The sequence below is a fragment of the Hydrogenophaga sp. genome (assembly GCF_035481345.1).
Classification (GTDB): domain Bacteria; phylum Pseudomonadota; class Gammaproteobacteria; order Burkholderiales; family Burkholderiaceae_C; genus Hydrogenophaga.
In genome coordinates, this window is record NZ_DATIGV010000083.1 from 23,045 (window position 1) to 45,694 (window position 22,650).

Annotated in this window: 18 protein-coding genes; 9 read left to right on the forward strand and 9 right to left on the reverse strand. The window is 66.8% G+C overall.

Translation table 11 applies throughout. The annotated features are described in order from the left end of the window. Window positions 1-52: 52 nt before the first annotated feature. The 6 genes from VLG41_RS08605 to VLG41_RS08630 form a co-directional block, all read right to left on the reverse strand. The gene (locus VLG41_RS08605) at window positions 53-415 is read right to left on the reverse strand and encodes a hypothetical protein (protein WP_325348983.1); all 363 of its coding nucleotides are present in this window, start codon (window positions 413-415) and stop codon (window positions 53-55) included. Window positions 416-460: 45 nt separating this feature from the next. Then, window positions 461-937, reverse strand: a complete 477-nt coding sequence (locus tag VLG41_RS08610; protein ID WP_325348984.1) for a type III secretion system chaperone — start codon at window positions 935-937, stop codon at window positions 461-463. A 244-nt stretch (window positions 938-1,181) separates the two neighbouring features. Continuing rightward, on the reverse strand, window positions 1,182-2,087 hold the full coding sequence (locus VLG41_RS08615) for a hypothetical protein (RefSeq protein ID WP_325348985.1): 906 nt from the start codon (window positions 2,085-2,087) through the stop codon (window positions 1,182-1,184). A 227-nt stretch (window positions 2,088-2,314) separates the two neighbouring features. Next, the gene (locus VLG41_RS08620) at window positions 2,315-3,481 is read right to left on the reverse strand and encodes an MFS transporter (protein WP_325348986.1); all 1,167 of its coding nucleotides are present in this window, start codon (window positions 3,479-3,481) and stop codon (window positions 2,315-2,317) included. Then, window positions 3,478-3,960, reverse strand: coding sequence for a YqaA family protein (locus VLG41_RS08625; protein ID WP_325348987.1), 483 nt, complete (start codon window positions 3,958-3,960; stop codon window positions 3,478-3,480). Before VLG41_RS08625 ends, VLG41_RS08620 begins: the two co-directional genes overlap by 4 nt. A gap of 77 nt (window positions 3,961-4,037) precedes the next feature. Further along, complete coding sequence (locus VLG41_RS08630) at window positions 4,038-5,330, reverse strand: hypothetical protein (protein ID WP_325348988.1); 1,293 nt, start codon at window positions 5,328-5,330, stop codon at window positions 4,038-4,040. Between the two features lie 430 nt (window positions 5,331-5,760). On the opposite strand from VLG41_RS08630, the gene dusB reads away from it, so the two are divergent. From dusB to purH, 3 genes are read left to right on the forward strand one after another with little or no spacing between them, the layout of a single operon-like run. Then, complete coding sequence (gene dusB / locus VLG41_RS08635) at window positions 5,761-6,789, forward strand: tRNA dihydrouridine synthase DusB (protein WP_325348989.1); 1,029 nt, start codon at window positions 5,761-5,763, stop codon at window positions 6,787-6,789. Further along, window positions 6,786-7,025: a Fis family transcriptional regulator gene (locus tag VLG41_RS08640; RefSeq protein WP_291020520.1), complete on the forward strand. Its 240-nt coding sequence runs from the start codon at window positions 6,786-6,788 to the stop codon at window positions 7,023-7,025. Before dusB ends, VLG41_RS08640 begins: the two co-directional genes overlap by 4 nt. Window positions 7,026-7,043: 18 nt before the next feature. Continuing rightward, window positions 7,044-8,636: a bifunctional phosphoribosylaminoimidazolecarboxamide formyltransferase/IMP cyclohydrolase gene (gene purH, locus VLG41_RS08645; protein WP_325349057.1), complete on the forward strand. Its 1,593-nt coding sequence runs from the start codon at window positions 7,044-7,046 to the stop codon at window positions 8,634-8,636. 90 nt (window positions 8,637-8,726) lie between these two features. On the opposite strand, the gene hemL is transcribed toward purH, so the two are convergent. Both hemL and thiD read right to left on the reverse strand, forming a co-directional pair. Beyond that, the gene (gene hemL, locus VLG41_RS08650) at window positions 8,727-10,034 is read right to left on the reverse strand and encodes a glutamate-1-semialdehyde 2,1-aminomutase (RefSeq protein WP_325348990.1); all 1,308 of its coding nucleotides are present in this window, start codon (window positions 10,032-10,034) and stop codon (window positions 8,727-8,729) included. Between the two features lie 4 nt (window positions 10,035-10,038). Continuing rightward, entirely contained in the window at window positions 10,039-10,989 is a 951-nt protein-coding gene (gene thiD, locus VLG41_RS08655) for a bifunctional hydroxymethylpyrimidine kinase/phosphomethylpyrimidine kinase (RefSeq protein ID WP_325348991.1), read from the reverse strand. Window positions 10,990-11,138: 149 nt separating this feature from the next. On the opposite strand from thiD, the gene VLG41_RS08660 reads away from it, so the two are divergent. The 6 genes from VLG41_RS08660 (at window position 11,139) to VLG41_RS08685 (ending at window position 21,008) form a co-directional block, all read left to right on the forward strand. Further along, a complete protein-coding gene (locus tag VLG41_RS08660; protein ID WP_081921962.1) occupies window positions 11,139-11,312 on the forward strand; it encodes a rubredoxin in 174 nt (57 codons plus the stop codon). Between the two features lie 96 nt (window positions 11,313-11,408). Continuing rightward, entirely contained in the window at window positions 11,409-11,804 is a 396-nt protein-coding gene (locus tag VLG41_RS08665) for a response regulator (RefSeq protein ID WP_009517772.1), read from the forward strand. Then, window positions 11,804-12,169 (forward strand): response regulator, encoded by a 366-nt coding sequence (locus VLG41_RS08670; RefSeq protein ID WP_009517771.1) that lies wholly within the window; start codon window positions 11,804-11,806, stop codon window positions 12,167-12,169. Before VLG41_RS08665 ends, VLG41_RS08670 begins: the two co-directional genes overlap by 1 nt. Before the next feature lie 24 nt (window positions 12,170-12,193). Beyond that, window positions 12,194-12,730, forward strand: coding sequence for a chemotaxis protein CheW (locus VLG41_RS08675; protein WP_325348992.1), 537 nt, complete (start codon window positions 12,194-12,196; stop codon window positions 12,728-12,730). 59 nt (window positions 12,731-12,789) lie between these two features. After that, a complete protein-coding gene (locus tag VLG41_RS08680; RefSeq protein WP_325348993.1) occupies window positions 12,790-15,048 on the forward strand; it encodes a methyl-accepting chemotaxis protein in 2,259 nt (752 codons plus the stop codon). Window positions 15,049-15,080: 32 nt separating this feature from the next. Next, window positions 15,081-21,008, forward strand: coding sequence for an Hpt domain-containing protein (locus VLG41_RS08685; RefSeq protein WP_325348994.1), 5,928 nt, complete (start codon window positions 15,081-15,083; stop codon window positions 21,006-21,008). Between the two features lie 63 nt (window positions 21,009-21,071). Here the strand turns inward: VLG41_RS08685 and VLG41_RS08690 are convergent, their stop codons facing one another. After that, window positions 21,072-22,538: a deoxyribodipyrimidine photo-lyase gene (locus VLG41_RS08690; protein ID WP_325349058.1), complete on the reverse strand. Its 1,467-nt coding sequence runs from the start codon at window positions 22,536-22,538 to the stop codon at window positions 21,072-21,074. Window positions 22,539-22,650: the final 112 nt, after the last annotated feature.

Sequence of the window (22,650 nt, forward strand, 5' to 3'; positions counted from 1 at the left end):
ACCAAAGACAAGGGCCCTGAAACGGGCCCTTGTCTTTTCGGGGAAGCGGCGTTCAGCGATCGTCCGCGCCGCCCTCGGGATCGGGCCCCGCCGGGCCTGGCGCATCGCGCAGGAAGGCCATGAGCCGGCTCAGTTCCGACTGCAGCTGTGGATCGGCCGCCGCCGCGTCGGCCAGGTGGCTGCTGCGCATCAGCGCCACCGTGGCGTCGCGCCGCGCTTGGCGGCGTGCCACATGGTCCAGCAGCCATTCGCGGCGCGCGCTGTCCCTGGGGTTGGCTGCAACGGATGGCGCCACACCGGGGCGGCGGAAGATCAGGTTGCCTCGGACAGGGCTGGTGTCTGGCGTGGGCTGGTCCGCCTCTGCATTGGCGGGCGCTGCGGTCGCGTCGTCGGAAGCGGGCGTGTTGGTGGACATGCGGGGGCCTCAATAGGAATGAGTGGGCGTGAGCATCGGCACGACTCAGGCGCGCGTCAACATGGCGCTCGGCACCTTGGGCGCGTCGCTGTTGGACGAATCCGCTCCCTCGATGTACATGGTCCACAGCAGGCGCAGGCCTTCCAGCCGCAGCAATTCGTTGGCCAGCACGATATGCCGGTTCGACTCGTCTTCCAGGAACACGTCGTTGATCAGCAGCAGGGTCTCGTCCTCGTCGTCCTTGGCCAGGCGCATGCTGCCCAGTTCGCCCCACAGCAGGTTGAAGGTGAGGGCGGCCGAATGCACCTTGGGCCGCGCCGCTTCGGAGGGCTCACCCAGCGCGGTGGTGAGCACCAGGCGCGTGGGGTGCTGCGCCCACTCCACCACGCACTCGCCGCCGGTTTCCAGGTGCACCAGCCAGGTGGCTTCGCGCAGTTCGACCACGGCCTCGACGGCCTCGCTGTGTTCGGCCGCGGCCACCAGGCAGGCGGCGGCGTCTTGGGGGGTGCGGAGTTCGGTCATGGGGCCTCGGCGGACGGTGGCTGGGGATGTGCCGGCTTGAGTACCGGGGCGGGGCGATTGGTTCGACTCGTTGTGAGGCTAGAACGATCGGCCGATGCTGGCGTCACGGGCGAGAGCGGTCCTGCGCTCGGGTGGGATGGCTTGAGTCAGGTATGCAATGACAAAGCGTGGCTGCCTCTTGTGAAGGCGCCACGCCGTGTGATGGACGGATCAGGGAGTGCCTGCCGTCCGGCTGCAGTTTTTGTCAGACGGTCTGCTGCCTCTTTTCCTCGTCTTTCAGCAGTTCGCTTCGGTATTCGATCAACGCATGGCGATCACCTTTGCCGACTTGGTCCAGCAGATTGGTTTTGTCCAGGTAGTAGTTCAACTTGTCCAGATCACTCAAGCGCTGATCGCTTTCCACTTCCGGAGGCTGCGGCAGGTTCCTCAGCAGCGTGGGGGCAAAACGGACGCGACCTCCATCCACGAGGGAATCCGAGACCTCGCTGTTTGTCGTGTCAATCGCGGCCTTCGTTTGGGAGGGGAGCACCATGCGCATCGCGTCGGTGATCTCGGCAATAAGGTCTTCATCGGTGTCGTTTTCCTGCACAGTTGTCGACGAAGGCGCTGGGGCGAGCAGCCTGTCGGCCTCGTCGAATGCGCCCTGCTCAACATCCTTGCGATACGCCTCGTCCAGGCCAGCGTCGAACTGGGGAGTACTCAACTCCATCTCGTCATAGGGATTGGGCTTGCCCGGATTCTGGATGGTCCATGCGGTCGTCCGGAGTTCGGGGCCGTTGACGAGGCCGCCGCTGGTCAGCGCGAGTAGGTCTTTCGCGGCCTGCTGTGCCAACGGGTTGTTTGAATTCAAGCCCTTGTCGGCTACAGACTGCACCACTTCCGATCGGCTTTGTCTTTTGCCGTGATAGACCAGCTTCTTTACCCAATTCGGCACATTTTTCGACAGGTAGGCACCAGTCTTGCCGTGATTGATGTGCAGCTTCTTCCCGTCTCCATGTTTGTGATGAAGCACCACCAGGGCGTCATAAAAGTTCTGCGCTTGGTACTCGTCCGTGGCGTGCGTGGCCTTTGCCTTGACCTCGGTATTGCTTTTGTGAACATTGATCTGCTGCCGCACATGGGCAATGGCGCGTTGAACAGGATTGGGCATATGACGGTCCTTCGATGAAGTCTGTGGATGGGCTGCTGGGCCTTGCTCGCGGCGTGGCCGTTACCTGTGGTCTGAGTGCCGAGTGGCGTCGTCCAGTTCAGCAGGCGACGCGTTGGCAATGGCCTAGTCCACCGTTTCCAATGGCCAGATTCCACGCGCGTATTGAGGACGCGGAACCGGTATGTGGTGAGCATCGGCAGAAGGTTCCGAGCCCATATGCAAGAACCTCAGTGCTTGGCCATCACCGCTCGATTTCCTGCCCATGCGCTCAGCCCGATGGCCAGGATGGCCAGCACCATCCCCGCCCAATGCAGATCCAGCATCAGTCCCTGCGCGATCATTACCCCACCCAGCGCCGCCCCCAGCGCCTGCCCCCCATACATGGCCGAGCTGTTCAAGGCCACCGTCGCCGGTGCCAGCGGCGGTGAGAGTTGCACCAGCCGCGCCTGCTGCGCTGAGTTGGCGGAGAAGCAACCCAGCGCCCAAGGCACCAACACCAGCGCCTGCAGCCAGACCGAGCCGCGTCCCAGGGGCCAGGCCAGCAGCGAGAGTGCGATCAGACACAGGGTGATCAGCACGGCGCGTGGTGCGCCCATGCGGTCAATGGAGCGGGAGATGAGCACATTGCCCAGCAAGCCGAACGAACCGAACCAAAGGAAGAGCAGCGACAGACCGCCGCCACCCAGGCCATGCGTCTGCGCGAAGTAGGGCGCGAAGTACGAAAACAGCGTGAACTGCGCGAAGGCCGACAGCAGCGTGACGCCCACGGCCATCATCAGCGGCGCCGAGCCCAGGGCCTGGCCCCAGGATTCGCGCGACAGCGCGGCCGGCCGCACGCCGTCGGGCATGGCGCGCCACACCCAGATGCTCACCACGAGCGCCATCACTGCGACCAGCCCGAAGGCCCAGCGCCAGCCCAGCACACCACTGATCCAGGCCGCCAGCGGCATACCCATCACCGACGCCACCGACCAGCCCAAGAACACGAAGGTGATGCCCCTGCCGCGTTGCTCCGGGGGTACCAGCAAGCCGATGCAGGCCGCCGCCTGCGGTGTGAACACGGCCGGCGAGACCACTGCCAGCACGCGCAAGGGCAGCAGCGCCGCGTAGTTCGGCGCCAGCGCACAGGCGGCGTGCAGCAGGCCATACCAGATCAGCGACCACGTGAGCAGGCGGCGCCGGTCCCAACCGGCGACCAGGCCGGCGAACAGTGGCGCGCCCAGGCCCATGAGGATGGCGGCCGCCGTGATCAACTGCCCCGCCTGCGGCACCGAGATCTCCAGCGACTGGCTGATGTCGTTGAGCGTGCCCGGCACCACCATCACGCCGGTGCCGATGACGAAGTTGCCGACCATCAGCGCCCACAGGCTGTGGGGCAGGGCGTCGCGGCTCACAGGGGAAGCCTTTCGGGAAAGAACCACAGCAGGGCGGCGGTCATGCAGAGGTAGCGCGCGAACTTGCCGATCGCCATGTAGGCCAGGCAAGGCCAGAAAGGGAAGCGCAGCCAGCCGGCCACCGCGCACAGCGGGTCGCCCACCACGGGCAGCCAGCTCAGCAGACAGGCCTTGGGTCCGAAGCGCTCAAGCCAGCGCAGGGCGCGCAGTTCGGTGCTGTCACCGCGCGCGCGGTCCACCAGCCGGTGGGTGCCCAGGCCCATGGCCCAGCTCACCGCGCCGCCCAGGGTGTTGCCCGCAGTGGCCACCAGCACGGCGGGCCAGAAGAGCTCGGGGTTGAGCTTGATGAGCCCGAACACTGCTGGCTCCGAGCCCATGGGCAGCAGCGTCGCCGAGACGAAGGCCACGACGAATACGGTCGTCAGACCGTACTCGGGCAGGGCAAGCAACTGGGCGAGGTGCTGAAACCAGGGGGGCATGGGCGCGGCGGGTGGGCCGCGCGGATTGTGTCATCGATGCCAAGGCCCGCGCGCTGGCGGATCCGTGGATGTCGCCGTCAGGTGGCGGCGGGTAAGGGTGGCAAGGGGGGCAGCGATCTGTTGATCCGGCCGCCGGCCATTTGAATGGGGCTCGCCGTCAGGCCGTACACGGCCACCAGCGCGTTGGCCCGCTCACCACGCTTGTTGTTGGGCGCAGGTTTGGCCGCCTGCTGGGGTGCCTGGCCCGTGGCTGCGACCGCATCGTCCGACCGGACCGTGGACACGCTCTCCGGGGCATGCGCCTTGGTCGTGGCTTTGTCGGCTTCGACGACCGCGAGCGCCATGGTCTTCAACTGCATCTGGGGGCTGCTAGGCAAGGCCAGCATGGCGGCGTAGGTCAGCAGTTTCTCGCCGTAGGTTTGCACCGCTTGCAGTTGGTCGGCAGGCAAGTTCCTTTCTCCGACGAACAGCTTGCCTACCGTGAGCAGGCGGTGGAAGGTATTGTCGGAGGTGTTGATGATTTCCGTGGCACACGCTAGAAGCACGTTCCGGGTGTTGCGCACGAGATCGAGTTGCTCCGCCGTCGGCTCCCCCCCCGCCGCCCTGGTGGCCTCGATTTTTTGCTGAGCTTGCGTCGCAGCGCCCCAGTGCGCCTCGAACTGGTCCGTGAGCATTTTCAGGCGGATAAGTGGCTGCACCAGCAATTGCCCGGGAAGATCGTCCGGGGACGTTGCCCGCAGTGTGATGTCCTCCTCCTGCTCCTGTAGGGCGGTCTTCAATGCGGTGGACAGCGCGCGAGCCTCGGGGGTGTCCGGGCTTATCAGCAGCAAAAGCGCGTTGCTGCACTGGAAAGCGTCCCGGACCGAGCGCAAGAGGGGGGCGAGCCGGCGTTCCCCTGCGGTCAATGCCTGCTCCGCTTGCTCCAGATCGGGATCGCGGCGGGTCTCCAGGCCGGAGGTCAGGACTTCCAATTTGCTTTGGGCCGCTCGTGCGGCAGCCTTCCGCCGCTTGGCTTCATTCGCCTCCCGGATGTATTTCTCCACCCGATCGGCCACGGGCAACTTGTTGTCTTCCTCGTTCGCCGCCAGGCGAGACCGTGTGATCTGCGCCTGCTGCTCCGCCGTTCGGCGCTGCGGCAACGTGGCCTTTGTCTTCTTGGCAAAAGCCTGCCAGTCCGGGTGTTCGTGCCCTGGGCGGGTCAGGCGCGTGATGTCCTCATCGTCGACTGCCTGCTTGGCGTAGTTGGCGCCCAACGCCAGCGTGGCGACCGTCGTCTTCAGGCCGCTGATATTGGCGGCGGTAGGGGCGGTCGGGCGCTTCTTGAAGTTGATCTCCTTGGCCAGTCGCACCACTTGGCTGGTGCTTTGCACGCGATCTAGGCGTTGGGTGCGCCGGGCGGGCGTACCACCTGTCACCGACGGCTTCTTCAAAGTCGGCTGGACTTTTCTCTGGTGCTGTTGGAACTTGACCGTTTTGCGGCTCGAGGAGTGTGAGCTGTCGGTTGTTTTGTGAGGCATGGGTCTCTGGTGGCGGATGAAACGGTGCAGCGGATGAAAAGATCGAATGGATCGAAGGTCGAACCGTCGAGGCCGCTCGTGGGAGCCGCTGCGATGTCTGGGTTGCAGGCGTGGGCATCGGGTTCCCCGACGCCACTCGGCTCGGTGGCCGAGAAAGTGGCGCGGATGCGCTCCGCTCGCTCGGTTTTCTGCTGAAAATTTGGGCAGATACAATCCGCCCTCCGCCGCCGGACTGCGCCCGGCATTCCCGTCCAAGAACCGTCACGCCAGTTCCTGCCACGCCATGCAGATCGGGGCCCATGTCCTGCCCAACGCCCTGTTCGTCGCGCCCATGGCCGGTGTGACGGACCGGCCCTTCCGCAAGCTGTGCAAGCGGCTGGGCGCGGGCTACGCGGTGAGCGAGATGGTGACCAGCCGGCGCGAGCTGTGGGACAGCCTCAAGACCTCGCGCCGCGCCAATCACGACGGCGAACCTGCGCCGATTTCGGTGCAGATCGCGGGCACCGATCCGCAGTCCATGGCCGATGCCGCGCGCTACAACATTGACCGCGGCGCGCAGATCATCGACATCAACATGGGCTGTCCGGCCAAGAAGGTGTGCAACAAGTGGGCGGGCAGCGCGCTCATGCAGGACGAGGCCCTCGCGATCGGCATCGTCGAGGCCGTGGTGCGGGCCTGTGAGCCGCACGGCGTACCGGTCACGCTCAAGATGCGCACCGGTTGGTGCGACGCGGTGCGCAACGCGCCCGTGCTGGCCCTGGCGGCGGAGAGCGCTGGCGTGCGGATGCTCACCGTGCATGGCCGCACGCGTGAGCAGGGTTACAAGGGCCAAGCCGAACACGATACCGTGGCGCACATCAAGAGCCGCGTGCGCATCCCCGTCGTGGCCAATGGCGACATCGATTCCCCCGAGGCCGCGCGCGAGGTTCTTCGGCGCACCGGGGCCGACGCGATCATGGTCGGCCGCGCCGCGCAAGGCCGACCCTGGATCTTTCGCGAGATCGCCCACTTCCTCGCCACTGGCGAGCACCTGCCGCCGCCCAGCCTGTCGCAGGTGAAGGCCTGGCTGCTGGAGCACCTGGACGACCATTACGACCTGTACGGCGAGAGCACGGGCGTGCGCAGCGCGCGCAAGCACCTGGGCTGGTACGTGCAGTCGCTGCCTTTGCCGCCCGGTGAGGCCGCGCGTTTTCGCGCGGGCGTCAACGCCACCCACACCATCGATGACCAACGCCGTGTCGTCAGCCAGACTTTCGATGCCTGGATCGATGCGGACTTCGGCGCCATCGCCGACTGGAAGCTGGCCGCATGAAAAAGACCAATACGCTGGACGAGTGCATCCGCGACAGCCTCGAGGCCTATTTCCGCGACCTCGACGGCACAGAGCCCGCCAACCTGCACGACATGCTGTTGAAGGCGGTGGAGCGCCCCCTGCTGGAGGTGGTGATGGCCCAGGCGCAATACAACCAGTCACGCGCGGCGCAATGGCTGGGCCTGAACCGCAACACCCTGCGCAAGAAGCTGCTCGACCACGGCCTTCTCGACTGAATTCCCAACCTTCCCCGTATCTCCATGCGCGCTCTCATTTCCGTTTCCGACAAGACCGGCATCGTCGACCTCGCCCGTTCACTGCACACGCTCGGCGTCACCCTGCTCTCCACCGGCGGCACCGCCAAGCTGCTGGCCGAGCAGGGCTTGCCCGTGACCGAGGTGGCCGAGGTCACCGGTTTTCCCGAAATGCTCGACGGCCGCGTGAAGACGCTGCACCCCAAGGTGCACGGCGGCCTGCTGGCGCGGCGCGACCTGCCCGAGCACATGGCCGCGCTGCGCAAGCACGGCATCGAGACCATCGACATCCTGGTGGTGAACCTCTATCCGTTCGAGGCCACGGTGGCCAAGGCAGGCTGCACGCTGGCGGACGCCATCGAGAACATCGACATCGGTGGCCCGGCCATGGTGCGCAGCGCCGCGAAGAACTGGAAGGATGTGGCGGTGCTCACCGACGCCGCGCAATACGATGGCGTGGTCGAGGAACTCAAGGCAAGCGGCAAGCTGGGCGACAAGACCCGCTTCGCCCTGTCGGTGGCGGCGTTCAACCGCATCAGCAACTACGACGGCGCGATCAGCGACTACCTCTCGTCCATCGAGTTCGACGAAGCCGCCGAGGTGCCGGCGCGCAACGCCTACGCGGCGCAGGCCAACGGACGCTTCATCAAGCTGCAGGACCTGCGCTACGGCGAGAACCCTCACCAGACGGCCGCGTTCTACCGCGACCTGTACCCCGCGCCCGGTTCGCTGGTCACCGCGAAGCAACTGCAGGGCAAGGAGCTCTCGTACAACAACATCGCCGACGCCGATGCCGCCTGGGAATGCGTCAAGAGCTTCGACGAACCAGCCTGCGTGATCGTCAAGCACGCCAACCCATGCGGTGTGGCCGTGGGCAGCGGCCCGCTGCAGGCTTACCAGAAGGCCTTCCAGACCGACCCGACCAGCGCCTTCGGCGGCATCATCGCGCTCAACCGCCCGCTCGACGGTGCCGCGGCCGAGGCGATCAGCAAGCAGTTTGTCGAGGTGCTCATGGCGCCGGGCTACTCAGCCGAGGCGTTGGCGGTGTTCAAGGCCAAGGCCAATGTCCGCGTGCTGCAAATCGATCTGCCGCCGGGTGGGCCCACTGCATGGGACAAGGGCCTGAACTTGTCGGACGTGAAGCGCGTGGGCTCGGGCCTGCTGATCCAGTCGGCCGACAACCACGTGCTCCAGCGCGAAGACTTGAAGGTGGTGACGAAGCTGCAGCCCACGCCGCAGCAGTTGGATGACCTGCTGTTCGCCTGGAAGGTGGCCAAGTTCGTCAAGTCCAACGCCATCGTCTTCTGCAAGGACGGCATGACCATGGGCGTGGGGGCGGGCCAGATGAGCCGCCTCGACTCGGCGCGCATCGCCAGCATCAAGGCGGGCCACGCCCAACTCTCTCTGCAGGGCACGGCGGTGGCCAGCGACGCCTTTTTCCCGTTCCGCGATGGCCTGGACGTGGTGGTCGACGCTGGCGCGAGCTGCGTGATCCAGCCCGGTGGGTCCATGCGCGACCAGGAGGTCATCGACGCCGCCAACGAGCGCCGTGTGGCAATGGTGTTCTCCGGGGTGCGGCATTTTCGGCACTGACCCCCGCAGCGGCCTGCGGGCCGCTTCCCCCCTTCCAGGGGGCGTCGCCTGCGGCCCAGCAAAGCCGGTTCCGCGGCGACTCTCGACAAGTCACGCCGCTCGAGAAAGCGTCTTGAACACCTCGCGCGCCGCCGCTACGGTGTCGGCGATGTCCTGCTCGCTGTGGGCCGCGCTCACGAAGCCGGCCTCATACAGCGCGGGCGCGATGTAGACGCCGCGATCGAGCAGGCCGTGGAACAGGGCGTTGAACGTCGCGCCATCGGTCTTCATGACGGTCTGGTAGTTCTGCGGCAACTCGTGCATCAGGAAGAAACCGAACATGCCACCCTCGGCGTCCACGCTGAAGGGTACGCCCGCATGGTCAGCCGCGGCCTTGAGGCCATCCACCAGTTGGCGCGTGCGCACCGACAAGGCTTCGAAGAACCCGGGCTTGCGAATCTCGGCCAGCGTGGCCAGGCCGCAAGCCGTGGCCACGGGGTTGCCCGACAGCGTGCCCGCCTGATAAACCGGTCCCAGCGGCGCGAGCTGCTCCATCACCGCGCGCTTGCCGCCGAAGGCCGCCAGTGGCATGCCGCCGCCAATGACCTTGCCCATCACGGTCATGTCCGGCTCGAAGCCGGGGATCAGCTTCGCGAAGACGCTCTGCGCGCCGCCCAAGGCCACGCGAAAGCCCGTCATGACCTCGTCGAAGACCAGCAGGGCGCCGTGCCGCGTGCACAACTCGCGGCAGCGCCTCATGAAAGGCACGCTGGCGCGCACGAGGTTCATGTTGCCAGCGATCGGCTCGATCATCAGGCAGGCGATGTCGGTACCGTGCTCGGCAAAAGCGGCTTCGAGTTGCTCGAGGTTGTTGTATTCGAGTACCAGGGTGTGCTGCACCACCTCGGGCGGCACGCCCGCGCTCGTCGGGTTGCCAAAGGTAGCCAGACCCGAGCCGGCTTTCACCAGCAGTGCATCGGCGTGGCCGTGGTAGCAGCCCTCGAACTTGATGATCTTGCGCCGGCCGGTGGCGCCACGCGCCAGGCGGATTGCGCTCATGCCGGCCTCGGTGCCCGAGCTCACGAGCCGCACCATCTCCAGGCTCGGGACCAGTTCGACGATGGCCTGCGCCAGTTCGACTTCGCGCTCGGTAGGGGCGCCGAATGAAAAGCCGTCGAGCACGGCCTTTTGCACAGCCTCGAGCACCGCTGGGTGGCCATGACCCAGGATCATCGGACCCCAGGAGCCGATGTAGTCGATGTGGCGCTGGCCGTTGGCGTCCCAGAAATAGGCGCCTTGTGCGCGCTGTACGAAGCGCGGTGTGCCGCCGACGGCGCGAAAGGCGCGCACCGGCGAATTGACGCCACCGGGAATCAGGGTCTTGGCGCGCTCGAACAGGTCCAGATTGCGATCGGGCATGAGGTCAGTGTCGGGTGGTGTCCAGGGGGAAGTCACCGGCGTCCAGTGCGCTGTCGGGCGCGGCCGGGTCGGCAGGCGATTCGTCATCGGGCGCGGGCTCGTCGTCGTGGGCCCAGAACAGGCGGTCGGGCACGGCGTGGCCCATGCCCGGCTGGAAGCCGGCGTCCAGGCACTGGTCCAGATAGGTCAGCGCTTCGGCGCAGGCGGTTTGCAGGTCGGCCCCGGTGGCAATGAGGGCGCACAGCGCAGCCGACAGCGTGTCGCCGGCACCGGCGAAAGTGGCCTCGAAACGCTCATAGCGGGCGGTGGCCAGCACGGTTTCGGGTGAGGCCAGGTGGCTCTCGAGGTGCTGGTCTGCTGCATTGAAGCCGGTCACCAGGGTGTAGGGCACACCGTGCACCGCGGCAGCCCGTGCCACCTCGCGCGGGCCCGGTGGGCGATCACCCTCCCACTCCGGCAGCAGCCAGCGGCACAGGGTGCTGTGGTTGCCGACCAGCACCGTGGTCTGCGGCAACAGCAGTTCGGTGCAGGCGTCCAGGTAGTTTTCGATGTCGAGCTCATCCCACCAGGACAGGTCCGGCATGTAGGTGATCACCGGCACCTCGGTGTAGTCGCTGGTGATCTGGGCCACCGCGCTGAGGTTCTCGGGGGTGCCCACGAATCCGACCTTGATGGCCCTTACGGGCATATCCTCGAGCCCGCAGCGCGCCTGGTCGACCACGGCCTCTTCGTCCAGGCTGAAGTGGTCGCGGATCGCGGAGGTGTCGCGCACGTAGGCGCCGGTGACGACCGGCAATATGTAGGTCGACGCGCTGGCCATCGCGGTGAGGTCGGCGCTCAGGCCACCGGCCCCACTGGGATCGTTGGCGTTGAACGTCATCACGCAGGGCAGGGCGGACTCGCCTGGGGCCGTCGTGGCCTCGCGGTCGACGGATGAATCGGCGGGATCGGACATGATGAGGGAATTGTGCGGGCTGCGCCGGCTCGCTGGCACTGTGGTGCCAGGGCATCTAACGCCGGCCATTCGCCTGTGAAATCACGCCGCAGAGCGCTTGAACAGGCTGGATACAATCGTTGCATTCTACGATACAGACCACAAAAACCATGAGCGATAGCAAGACTTGGATGTGCTTGATCTGCGGCTGGATTTATGACGAAGCAGCAGGTGCACCCGAGCACGGCGTGCCTGCGGGCACCCCTTGGGCCGAGGTTCCAATGAATTGGACCTGCCCCGAGTGTGGAGCCCGCAAGGAAGATTTCGAGATGGTTCAAATCTGATCGGACGTCGGCCCGACGGCCTGTCGATCCGTTGTTCCGTGTCCGGGGCGGCTGAAGGCCGCGCCGGCCGCGATAGTGGTGAGGAGTCCGTCCATCGTGAGTGCATCGCCTGCCCTGAAGGTTCTCGTCGTCGACGACAGCAACACCATCCGGCGCAGCGCCGAGATCTTCCTCAAGCAGGGTGGCCACGAGGTGCTGCTGGCCGATGACGGCTTCGACGCCCTGGCCAAGATCAACGACTATCAGCCCGATCTGGTGTTTTGCGACATCCTGATGCCGCGGCTGGATGGCTATCAGACCTGCGCGATCATCAAGCGCAACGCCCGTTTCGCGGGCATTCCGGTTGTCATGCTTTCGTCCAAGGACGGCGTCTTCGACAAGGCGCGCGGCCGCATGGTCGGGTCCCAGGACTACCTCACCAAGCCATTCACCAAAGACCAACTGCTGCAAGCCGTGCAGCAGTTCGGTGCCAACCTCAACGGAGTTTCCTGATGCCCATCCACAAGATCCTCGTCGTCGACGATTCGAAGACCGAGCTCATGGTCCTGTCGGATCTGTTGACCAAAAATGGCTACACCGTGCGCACCGCCGAGAATGCGGACGAGGCCTTTCGTCGTCTTGGTGAGGAAAAGCCCGACCTCATTTTGATGGACGTGGTGATGCCCGGCCAGAATGGCTTTCAGTTGACGCGTGCCATCACGCGTGATCCGCAGTATTCGAGCATCCCCATCGTCATGTGCACCAGCAAGAACCTGGAGACGGATCGCGTATGGGGCATGCGCCAAGGCGCTCGCGATTACGTCACCAAGCCAGTCAACGGCGAAGAGCTGCTTTCAAAGATCCGCGCGCTGGCCTGACGCGCAACCCAAATCACCAACAGCATGGCCAAACGACAGTCGCTGAAAGAACTCCAGGAACGGCTGGCTCAGCGTCTCACGGCTGCGAAATCCGAGGCGCTGACTGCAACGTGGCTGGCCATTGAGGCGGGGGGCCGTCGTTACCTGCTTCCCCTGGTGCAGTCCGGCGAGATCTTTCCATGGTCAACCGTGCAGGCCGTGCCGTATACCAAGTCGTGGTACGTCGGTGTGGCCAATCTGCGCGGCGGCTTGCACGGCGTGGTCGATCTCGCGGACCTCGTTCAAGGATCGGTGCGTCGATCGGCGCGCCCGGCCGAGCGCATCACATCCGAATCCCGTCTGGTGAGTCTGCATGGCGCGCTGGGACTGAACGCCGTGCTGTGGATCGACCGCTTGTTGGGTCTGCGCAATCCCGGCGCATTCAACGCCATGGGTGAGCGCCCGGCCGAGGCGCCTGGCTATGTGACCCGTGTTCTTGTCGATGCGCAAGGGCAGGACTGGCAGGAGCTGGACCTGCAACTGCTCGTGAGTGAACCCGAATTCCTGGCCGTTGCGGCCTGACGAAGCCGATACCCGGCACCCGACGTTTTGTTCACCTGTTGTGAGTTGGAAGGTAAACCATGGCCACGCTTGATCGATTCCAAGGGCTGTTCTCCAAGAAGAACAAGGAGGCGGATGAGCCTGACCTGGCCGGTGTGACCGATCAGGAGATCGCCGAACTCGCCGCGGCCCGGCTGGCGCCTGACGCCCACTCGGGGGATATCGACGACAACTTGTTGATCACCGAGGACGATGGTGAGGTCGTCAAGGACGCGCTGGTGTCGTTGCCCATCCTCGGGCGTCGTCCGGCCGAACAGCACCAGCGTTCGCTGGCGGTGCTGCTGGCGTTCGCGCTGCTCGTGCTCGGTGCGATCACGTTCTTTGTGCTGAGCCAGGCGGAAAAGATCAGCCAGCAGGTGGCGGCCAGCGGTCAGGCCCTCATGCAGTCCCAGCGTCTGGCCAAGAGCGTGTCTCAGGCACTGGTCGGCAGCCCGACGGCCTTCCCCGAGGTGCGAGACAGTGCCAGCGTTCTGGCCACCAGCGTGCGCGGTCTCAAGCAGGGCGACAGCAACATGTCGATCGAACCGCTGGGCCCTGAATACGGCGGAGCGCTCGACGAGCTGCTGCCGCGCATCGACGCCGCTGAGCGCAACGCATCGGCCGTGCTGGGTCAGCAGGCCACGCTGACGCAGGTGGGCGCCGCCCTGCGCACGATCAACCGCCAGTCGTCCGACCTGCTGGAGATCGCCGAAACGATTTCCTCGCTCAAGCTGCAGCAGAACGCACCCGCGGCCGAAATTTCCGCTTCCGGTCAGTTGGTGATGCTGACGCAGCGCATCGGCAAGTCGGCCAACGAGTTTCTGACGCTGGAGGGTGTGAGCCCCGAGGCCGTGTTCCTGCTCGGCAAGGACCTGATCACCTTCAAGGAGGTCGCGGACGGCCTGCTCAAGGGCAGCGACGAACTTCGATTGGTGGCCGCTCGCGACCCGCAAGTGCGTGAACGACTGCAGGTGCTGCTGCAGCGCTACGAGGAAACCCGTGTCGAGGCCGGCGCCATTCTGGGCAACCTGCAAGGCCTCGTGGCCGCACGCGAGGCGCAGGCCGCCATCGTCGCGGACAGTGAGGCGCTGCGCATAGGCCTGGAGAAGCTGCAACAGGATCTGTCCGGTCGCTCCGGCCTGGGTGGTGGTCAACTGCTGGCCCTGGCGCTGTCCACGGTGTTCGCGCTGTTGTGCGCGGGTGGCCTGGCCTACGTGCAACTGCAGGACAGCCGGCAGCGCCAGATGATGGCCGAAGGCCAGCGGCTGGCGGCTGAAGCCCAGGAGCAGGAAGCCAAGCGCGTCAACGACGCCAACCAGGCGGCCATTCTTCGCCTGATGAACGAACTGCAGACGGTGGCCGAAGGCGACCTGACGCAGGAAGCCACCGTGACGGAAGACATCACCGGCGCCATCGCCGACTCGGTGAACTACACGGTGGAAGAACTGCGGTCGCTGGTGGGCAACGTGCAGGCCACGGCCACGCGGGTGGCGCAAACCACGTCGGCGGTGGAGAACACCTCAACCGAACTGCTCGCGGCGTCCACCGAGCAGCTGCGCGAGATTCGCGAAACCGGCCAGTCGGTGCTCGACATGGCGCAGCGCATCAACCAGGTGTCCAGCCAGGCGCAGGAATCGGCCCAGGTGGCCCGCGCCTCCCTGGAAGCCGCCGAGTCCGGTCTGCAGGCCGTGCAGGATGCCATTGGCGGTATGAACGCCATCCGCGACCAGATTCAGGAAACCTCCAAGCGGATCAAGCGGCTGGGTGAGTCGTCGCAGGAGATCGGTGAGATCACCGAGCTGATCTCGGACATTACCGAACAGACCAACGTGCTGGCGCTCAATGCCGCCATCCAGGCGGCCTCCGCGGGCGAAGCGGGCCGTGGCTTCTCCGTGGTGGCGGAAGAGGTGCAGCGACTGGCCGAACGCTCGGCCGACGCCACGCGCCAGATCGCTGCGCTCGTGAAAGCCATTCAGACCGACACGCAGGATGCGGTGGCCGCCATGGAGCGCTCCACCCAGGGTGTGGTCGCGGGAGCGAGGCTGTCCGACAACGCCGGCACCGCGCTGTCCGAAATCGACCGCGTGTCGCGTCGACTGGCGGATCTGATTGAGCAGATCTCGACCGCCGCGTCCCGCGAGGCCGAATCGGCCAACGAGGTGGCGGGCAGCATTCAGCACATTTTTGCGGTGACCGAGCAAACGGGCGAAGGCACGCGCACCACGGCACAACAGGTGCGCGAGCTGTCGGCCATGGCCGAGGAACTGCGTCAATCGGTGGCCCGATTCAAGATCGCCTGACACCGGCCACGTCGAACCCTTCAGGGATCCCCATGACCGAAGCGCCCGAAACCGCCCTCCAGGACTTGCCCAACACCGATCTCGGGCCACTGGCCTGGGTCTTCGAAGAGTTGCGCAAATCGCTCGACGCGGCCAACAAGGCCATTCGGCGATTCGTGCGCGAGAACGAGCAGTCGCGCCACGGCGATCTGGAGGCGGTCGATCCGGCGGCCTTGCGCATGGCGCGCCAGCAACTGCACCAGGCCGTGGGCGCGCTGGAAGTCGTTGGCTTGGGCGCGCCCGCGCAGGTGCTGCGTGGCATGGAGTCCGCGGTTCAGCGCTTCGTTCAGAAGCCCGAAATCTGTGATGAACAGGCGGCGGCTCGGGTCGAGCGGGCCAGCTTCGCGCTGATCGAGTACCTCGAAGCCGTCCTCAACCACAAGGCAGTGCAGCCGGTGGCCCTGTTCCATCAGTACCGCGAGGTGCTTGAGCTGGCGGGCGCGGAGCGTGTGCACCCTTCGGATCTGTGGGATTTCGATCACCGTGCGATCGATGTGCCGGCCCCCCCCAACGCCAAGGCGCTGGAGGTCACCCCGGCGGTCCGTTCGCTGTTCGACCGTCTGACGCTGCTGGTGGTCAAGACGCAAAGCGCCGCGGCCTGCCAGCAATTGGCCAAACTCTGCGGTGGCTTGTCCGCCGCTATGGAGGAGCCTCGCCAGCGCACTTTCTGGCGGGTGGCTGCCGCTTTCTTCGAGTCGGCGGCGGTGCAGGGCTTGCCCTTCGACGTCTACGTGAAGCGCGCGGCATCGCGGCTGCTCATGCAGTTCGGTCAGTTGGCGTCGCGAACGGGCCAGGTGTCTGAAACCCTGCTTCACGACCTGCTGTTCTTCTGCGCCCAGAGCCAAGTCCCTGCCGGCGTCGCCACCCAGCACCTGGAGGCTGTGCGCGAGGCCTATGGCTTGCACCGCTACCGCCCGGCCGACTACCACCAGGCCACCCTGGGTCGCTACGACCCCGCCGTGCTGGCGCAGGCCCGCAAGCGCATCCAGGCAGCCAAGGAGGCCTGGTCGCTGTTCTCGGGTGGCGACAATTCGCGGGCACGCCAGGTAGGCGACCAGTTCGGCCTGATCGGCGAATCGCTGCTCAAGCTGCACGCGCCCAGCGCGCCCTTGGCGTCGGCCCTTGTCAAGGCCACTGACCGCGCGGTGAACGAGCCGGGTGGTGTGCGGCCGGAACTGGCGATGGAGGTGGCCACGACCACCTTGTACCTGGAGGCCGCGTTCGAGGATTTCGACCCCAGCGAGCCCGAGCTCGCCGTGCGCACCCAGGAACTGGCGCAGCGCCTGACCAGCGTGATCGAAGGCAAGCCTGCCCGCCCGCTGGACGACTGGATGGAGCAGCTCTACCGGCGCATCAGCGACCGGCAGACGATGGGCAGCGTGGTCGATGAGCTGAAGGTGTCGCTGGGCGAGGTCGAGAAGTCGCTCGACCAGTTCTTCCGCCAGCCGCAGGAAAAAGCCGGCCTTCATGTGGCCGTCACCCAGTTGGCGCAGATGCGCGGCGTACTGTCCGTGCTGGGCCTGGACCATGCGGTGCAGGCCGTGACCCGCATGCGTGCCAGCGTTGAACAGATCCTCGATACCGAGGTGGACGAGGCCTTGGCGCGTGAAGCCGGCACCTTCCAGCAACTGGGCGACAACCTCAGCGCGCTGAGCTTCCTGGTCGACATGCTGAGCTATCAGCCGTCGCTGGCCAAGAAGCTCTTCGTCTTCGACGAGGACAAGGGCGGTCTGGTGCCGCTCATGGGCCGTGCCAGCGTGGGCCGCGACCGCTCGCAACCGGCTCGCGACGATGCCGAGGCGCTGCAGCAGGGCGTGCGGCGCGTGGTGGACAGCGTGTTCGGCGGCCTCGACGATCTCAGCGGCTTGAGCCAGCAACTGGACTCGCTCGCCGACCAGGCCGCGTTGGCGGAGCAGCCCGCCGTGGCCAAGGCGGCGCGCGAGGCCGCCGAAGCCGTGGTGCGCGATGACGCCATGGTCGGCGCGCAGGCCTTGGTCGGACTGACCGAGGCCGCCGTCGCTGAGGCACCCGCTGCCCCCGCGATCGATGTGCCCGCCGACGATGGCACCGACGAAGACGATCTGCTCGACATCTTCCTGGAGGAAGCGCGCGAGGTCGTGGCCAATGGCCGCGAAGCCGTGTCGCACCTGCGCGAGCAGCCCTCCGACCTCGACCACCTGACCACGCTGCGCCGCGCGTTTCATACGCTCAAAGGCAGCTCGCGCATGGTGGGTCTCAACGAATTCGGCGAGGCTGCCTGGGCGATGGAGCAGTTGCTCAACGCCGTGCTGGCCGAGCAACGACCCGCCAACGAACCGCTGCTCGGCCTGTCGGGTGAATCGCTGGACCAGTTTGAACGCTGGGTGCGGGACATCGCCGCGCAGCAGGCGGGAGCCTGGCGTTCTCAGCCCTTCCGCGCGAGCGCCGAGGCCTTGCGCGTTCAGGGTATGTGGTTGCCCTTGCAGGCGCCTGAAGTGGTGGTCGTCGAAGCGGTGGACGTTCCCCTGGAGGAGCCGGTCGAACCGGCGTCCACGGATGATGCCGCCGGACCATCCACCGGTCTGGGTGACCTGCCCATGCCCGAGCCTTTGACCGAAGACGCGCTGAGCGTACCGCTGCTGGCCGATATCGACCTCGATCTGCTGGCGGCAACGGCTCAGCCCGCGCCGGTGGAAGCCCGTGAAGTTTCGATCGATCAGCCCGTTGCGCAAGCCGATGCGCTGGCACCGTCGGCCACGCCCACGGTGCCGCCCGAGTTCGATCAACTGGAAGATTTTCCGCGCGAGGCGGTTGAATCCGGGTTCGCCGAGATCGAGGAGATCGAGCTCACGGCCCCGGCGCCGCTGCCCGTCGCCCAGCCCGCGCTGGTGGTCGACGTGCCCAGCGAGGAGCCGATGCGCGAAATCGGCCCTCTGCGCATTGGCCACAAGCTCTACAACGTCTTTCTCAACGAGGCTGACGAGTGGTCCCGTCGCCTGAACACCGGGCTGTCGGAGTGGGCGCTGGAAACCCATGCGCCGGTGCCGGAATCGGCGGAAGCCCTGGCACATTCCCTGGCCGGAAGTTCGGGCACGGTCGGTTTTGAGTCGCTGTCCAGCATTGCGCGCGCACTGGAGCATGCACTGGGCTCGGTGGCCGTGCGTCAGCGCGCGGGCCACGAGGCGTCGGCCGCCCTCGGTCAGTTGTTCGTGGACGCCGGCGAAGACGTTCGTCGTCTCCTGCACCAGTTCGCCGCCGGCTTCTTGAAGGAGGCCAATCCCGATCTGCTCGCGGCGCTCGTGCGGGTGGTGCACGATCCCCTGGCTTTCAGCGAGCCACCGGCCACCGCGCCGAGCAGCGCGCTCGACGACGTCTTCCTCACCGTCACCGACGACATCGAGCTGCTGCCCGCTGATGACGAGCCCGCATCGGCCGCTGCCGTCGATGTGTCGGTGCCCGTGGTTGAAGAGACCGTCGTGCCTGCGCCGCAGCCGCTTGCCGACCGCGAGCCTCCCGTCGCTCACGAGCCTGTGCGAGCCGAACCGTCGGGCGCGGTCCATCAGGACATCGACGACGACATCGACGCCGTCGACACCATCGACGTCGACCTGTTCCCCATCTTCGAGGAAGAGGCGCTGGAACTGCTGCCGCAGCTGGGATCCGCGCTGCGCCAATGGAGCGCCCGTCCGGAAGACGGTGCCGCGCGTGGTGAAGTGCTGCGCGCCTTGCACACGCTCAAGGGCAGTGCGCGCCTGGCGGGTGCCTTGCGCCTGGGTGAAATGGCCCACCGCATGGAGACGGCGGCCGAGCGTCTGGGCTCCGACGTTCAGCGCGCCAGCGATCTGGAGGTGTTGCAGAGCGCTTTCGACGCCATCGCGGCCCGCTTCGAGGCACTGAGGCACCCCGACGCGCAGACCGGCGCGGTGGTGCAGTCCGCGCCTGAGGCACAGTTGGTCGCCCCCCCGGAGGGCGTGGATGCCCCCCAGGAGCAGGCCAGCGAGAAGCCTGCAGCCACGACGAACGCCCTGGGTGCCCAGTTCGTCGCACCCATCGCGCCCGCCCAGCTCGCCGCGCGCAGTGCGGCAGCCGTGCGCGTGCGACCCGAGCTGCTGGACCGCCTGGTCAACCAGACCGGTGAGGTGATCATCTCGCGCTCGCGCATGGAGGCCGAGGTCGTCACGCTGCGCACCTCGCTCAAGGACCTCACGGGCAACCTCGATCGCCTGCGCCAGCAGCTGCGCGACATCGAACTGCAGGCCGAGACGCAGATGCAGTCGCGGCTCGCCCAGGCGCGCGACCACGTCCAGTCCTTCGACCCCCTGGAGTTCGACCGCTTCACGCGCGTGCAGGAACTCACCCGGATGATGGCCGAGTCGGTGAACGACGTGGCCACGCTGCAGCGCAACCTGCAGCGCGCCGTGGAAGCCACGGAAGACAACTTGGTGGCCCAGGCGCGCCAGACACGCGAACTGCAGCGCGACCTGCTGCGCACGCGCATGGTGGAGTTCGAGGGCATCTCTGAGCGCCTGTACCGCGTGGTGCGTCAGGCGTCCAAGGAAACCGGCAAGCAGGTCCGCCTCGACATCACGGGCGGCAACATCGAAATGGACCGGGGCGTGCTGGACCGCATGACCGGCACCTTCGAGCACCTGCTGCGCAACCACGTCGCGCACGGCATCGAAGCGCCGGAGGTGCGCGGGCAGCGCGGCAAACCGGCCGAAGGCCGCATCGACATCCAGTTGCACCAGGAGCGCAACGACGTGTCGCTGGTGTTCGCCGACGATGGCGGCGGCATCGACCTCGACCGCCTTCGCGAGAAGGCGCGCGAAGCCGGCCTGTTGGCGCCCGGCGCGGAACTGGACGATGAACAGGCGGCCCAGCTCATCTTCGAGGCGGGCATCAGCACCGCACGCGAGGTGTCGGAGCTCGCGGGTCGCGGCATCGGCATGGACGTGGTGCGCAGCGACGTGCTTGCCCTGGGTGGGCGCATCGAAACATCGACGCGCGCGGGGCAAGGCACCTCGTTCAAGCTGGTGCTGCCGCTGACCACCGCTGTCACGCAGGTGGTGATGCTGCGCGCTGGCGAGCTCATGTTTGGCGTGCCGTCCAACGTGGTCGAGGTGGTGCGCCGCGTGCCGCCGGCGGAGTTGCAGGCTGCGTACGCCAGTGGCCACATCCGCCACGGCGGCGAAGACGTGCCCTTCTTCTGGAGCGGGGCCCTCCTGCAGTCCTCGGCGCAGTCGCAAGAGCCGCAGAACCGAACGCTGCCCGTGGTGATCTTTCGCAGCGCGGCGCAGCGCGTGGCCCTGCACATCGACGAGGTGCTGGGCAACCAGGAAGTCGTGGTCAAGAACCTGGGCGCGCAGCTGTCGCGCCTGCCGGGCCTGGCGGGCATGTCGGTGCTGGCCTCGGGTGCAGTGGCCCTCATCTACAACCCGGTGGCCCTGGCCTCGGTCTATGGACCACAGGTGCCCGAGTGGGTGCAGAAGCAGTTGTCGCAGCAGCAACCCGTGGAAGCCACGTCCGCAGGCGGCGACGCCGGTGCCGACACCGCGCTGGCCAGCGTCCCGCTGGTGCTGGTGGTCGACGACTCCATCACCGTGCGCCGCGTCACCCAGCGCCTGCTGCAGCGCGAAGGCTATCGCGTGGTGTTGGCGGCCGATGGCCTGCAGGCCCTGGAGCGGCTGCAGGTGGAGCGCCCGGCGGTGGTGTTGTCCGACATCGAGATGCCGCGCATGGACGGCTTCGACCTCGTGCGCAACATCCGCGCCGACGCGCGCCTGGCCGACCTGCCGGTGATCATGATCACCTCGCGCATCGCTGAAAAACACCGCGAGCACGCGCGCGAGCTGGGCGTGGACCACTACCTCGGCAAGCCGTACTCCGAAGACGAACTGCTTGTGCTGGTGGCGCGCTATGCCCGGTCCACCGCGGACGCCTGACCCGCGGCGCGATGCTTCCCACCCGAACCCGGCCTCGTGCCGGGTTCTTCGTTTGTGCTGGCCTCAGCCCGCGCCTTTTTCCGGTGTCTCTTTCACCACCGCGTAGCGCGCGAGCGTTTTGTCCCGCGCCAGCGCGTGGTCCACCAGCGGAGCAGGGTAGTGGACGCCGATCTCCACGCCCGCCGCGGCCAGCTCCACTGGAGAGGCTTTCCAGGGCGCATGGATCGCATGGTCGGGCAGTTCGGCAAGCTGGGGCAGGTAGCGCCGGATGAAGCGGCCCTGCGGGTCGAAGCGCTCGCTCTGCGTAACGGGGTTGAAGATGCGGAACCAGGGCTGCGCGTCGCAGCCGCTGGAACTCGCCCATTGCCAGCCACCGTTGTTGGCCGCCAGATCGAAGTCGATCAGGTGCTCGGCGAAATAGCGCTCGCCCCATTGCCAATGGATGCCGAGGTCCTTCACCAGAAAGCTCGCCACCACCATGCGCAGGCGGTTGTGCATGTAGCCGGTCTGGTTGATCTGCGCCATGGCCGCGTCCACCAGGGGGTAGCCGGTGCGGCCCTCGCACCAGGCCTTGAACAGCGCGTCTGCGGCCTTGCCGTGTTCGTAGCGCACCGCGTCGTAGGCGGGCTTGAAGGCGCGCTGCGCCACGTGCGGGAAGTTGGCCAGGATCTGGTGGTAGAAGTCGCGCCAGATGAGTTCGGACAGCCAGGTGCTGGCGCCCGGGTTGCCCTGGACGTGCAGCTCATGGGCGATGGACGCCAGCGCCCGGATGGAAACGGTGCCGAAGCGCAGGTGCGCGCTGAGGTAACTGGGGCCTTTGATCGCCGGGTAATCGCGCGCCTCGTCGTAGCGGTCGATGCGCTGCAGGAAATCGTCGAAGAGCTGATGCGCGCCGTCTTCGCCCGGGGGCAAGGGCAGTTGCGCCAGGTTGGTGCGCTCGAAGCCGATCTCTTCCAGTGCCGGCACGGGGCGCGAGAGCCCCTCGGGCAGCGGCGCCAGCGCGCCCGCGTGCTTGGCGATCGGATAGGCCTTGAGGTGGAAGGGCGTGAGCGCCTTCAGCCAGGCGTTCTTGTAGGGCGTGAACACGCCGAAGGCCCGGTCGGCTTGCGTGAGCACCTCGCGGCGCTCGAAGATCACGTGGTCCTTGTGGGTGCGCAGCAGCACGCCCTGGTGCGCCAGCGCGCCCAGCACCTGGGCGTCGCGCGCCAGCGCGGCGGGCTCGTCGTCGTGGTTGGCGAACACGGCCTGTGCGCCCAGGCGCTGCGCCAGCGCGGGAATGGCGTGCAGGGCGTGGTCGTGCAGCACGATCAGCCCGGTGTCCGGGTGCCCGTGCTCGGCGCCCAGCTCGCGCAGCCGCGCGTCCAGCGCCACCAGCGACTCGCGAATGAACTCGACCCGGCGGTCGGCGCGCGGCAGCGGGTCCAGGATCTCGCGGTCGAACACGAAGACGCACCACAGCCGGCGGCAGTGGCGCAGCGCGTGGTGCAGCGCCGCGTTGTCGCTGGCGCGCAGGTCGCGTCGAAACCACATCAGGCCGGTGTCGAAATGGCTCACTGGACTACCTTCGTGCTGCGCACTGCGGGGCTAAGCGCCTTGGGAACGGCCCGGCGGCGCTGATGGGGCGATGGGAAACGGCGGCGAC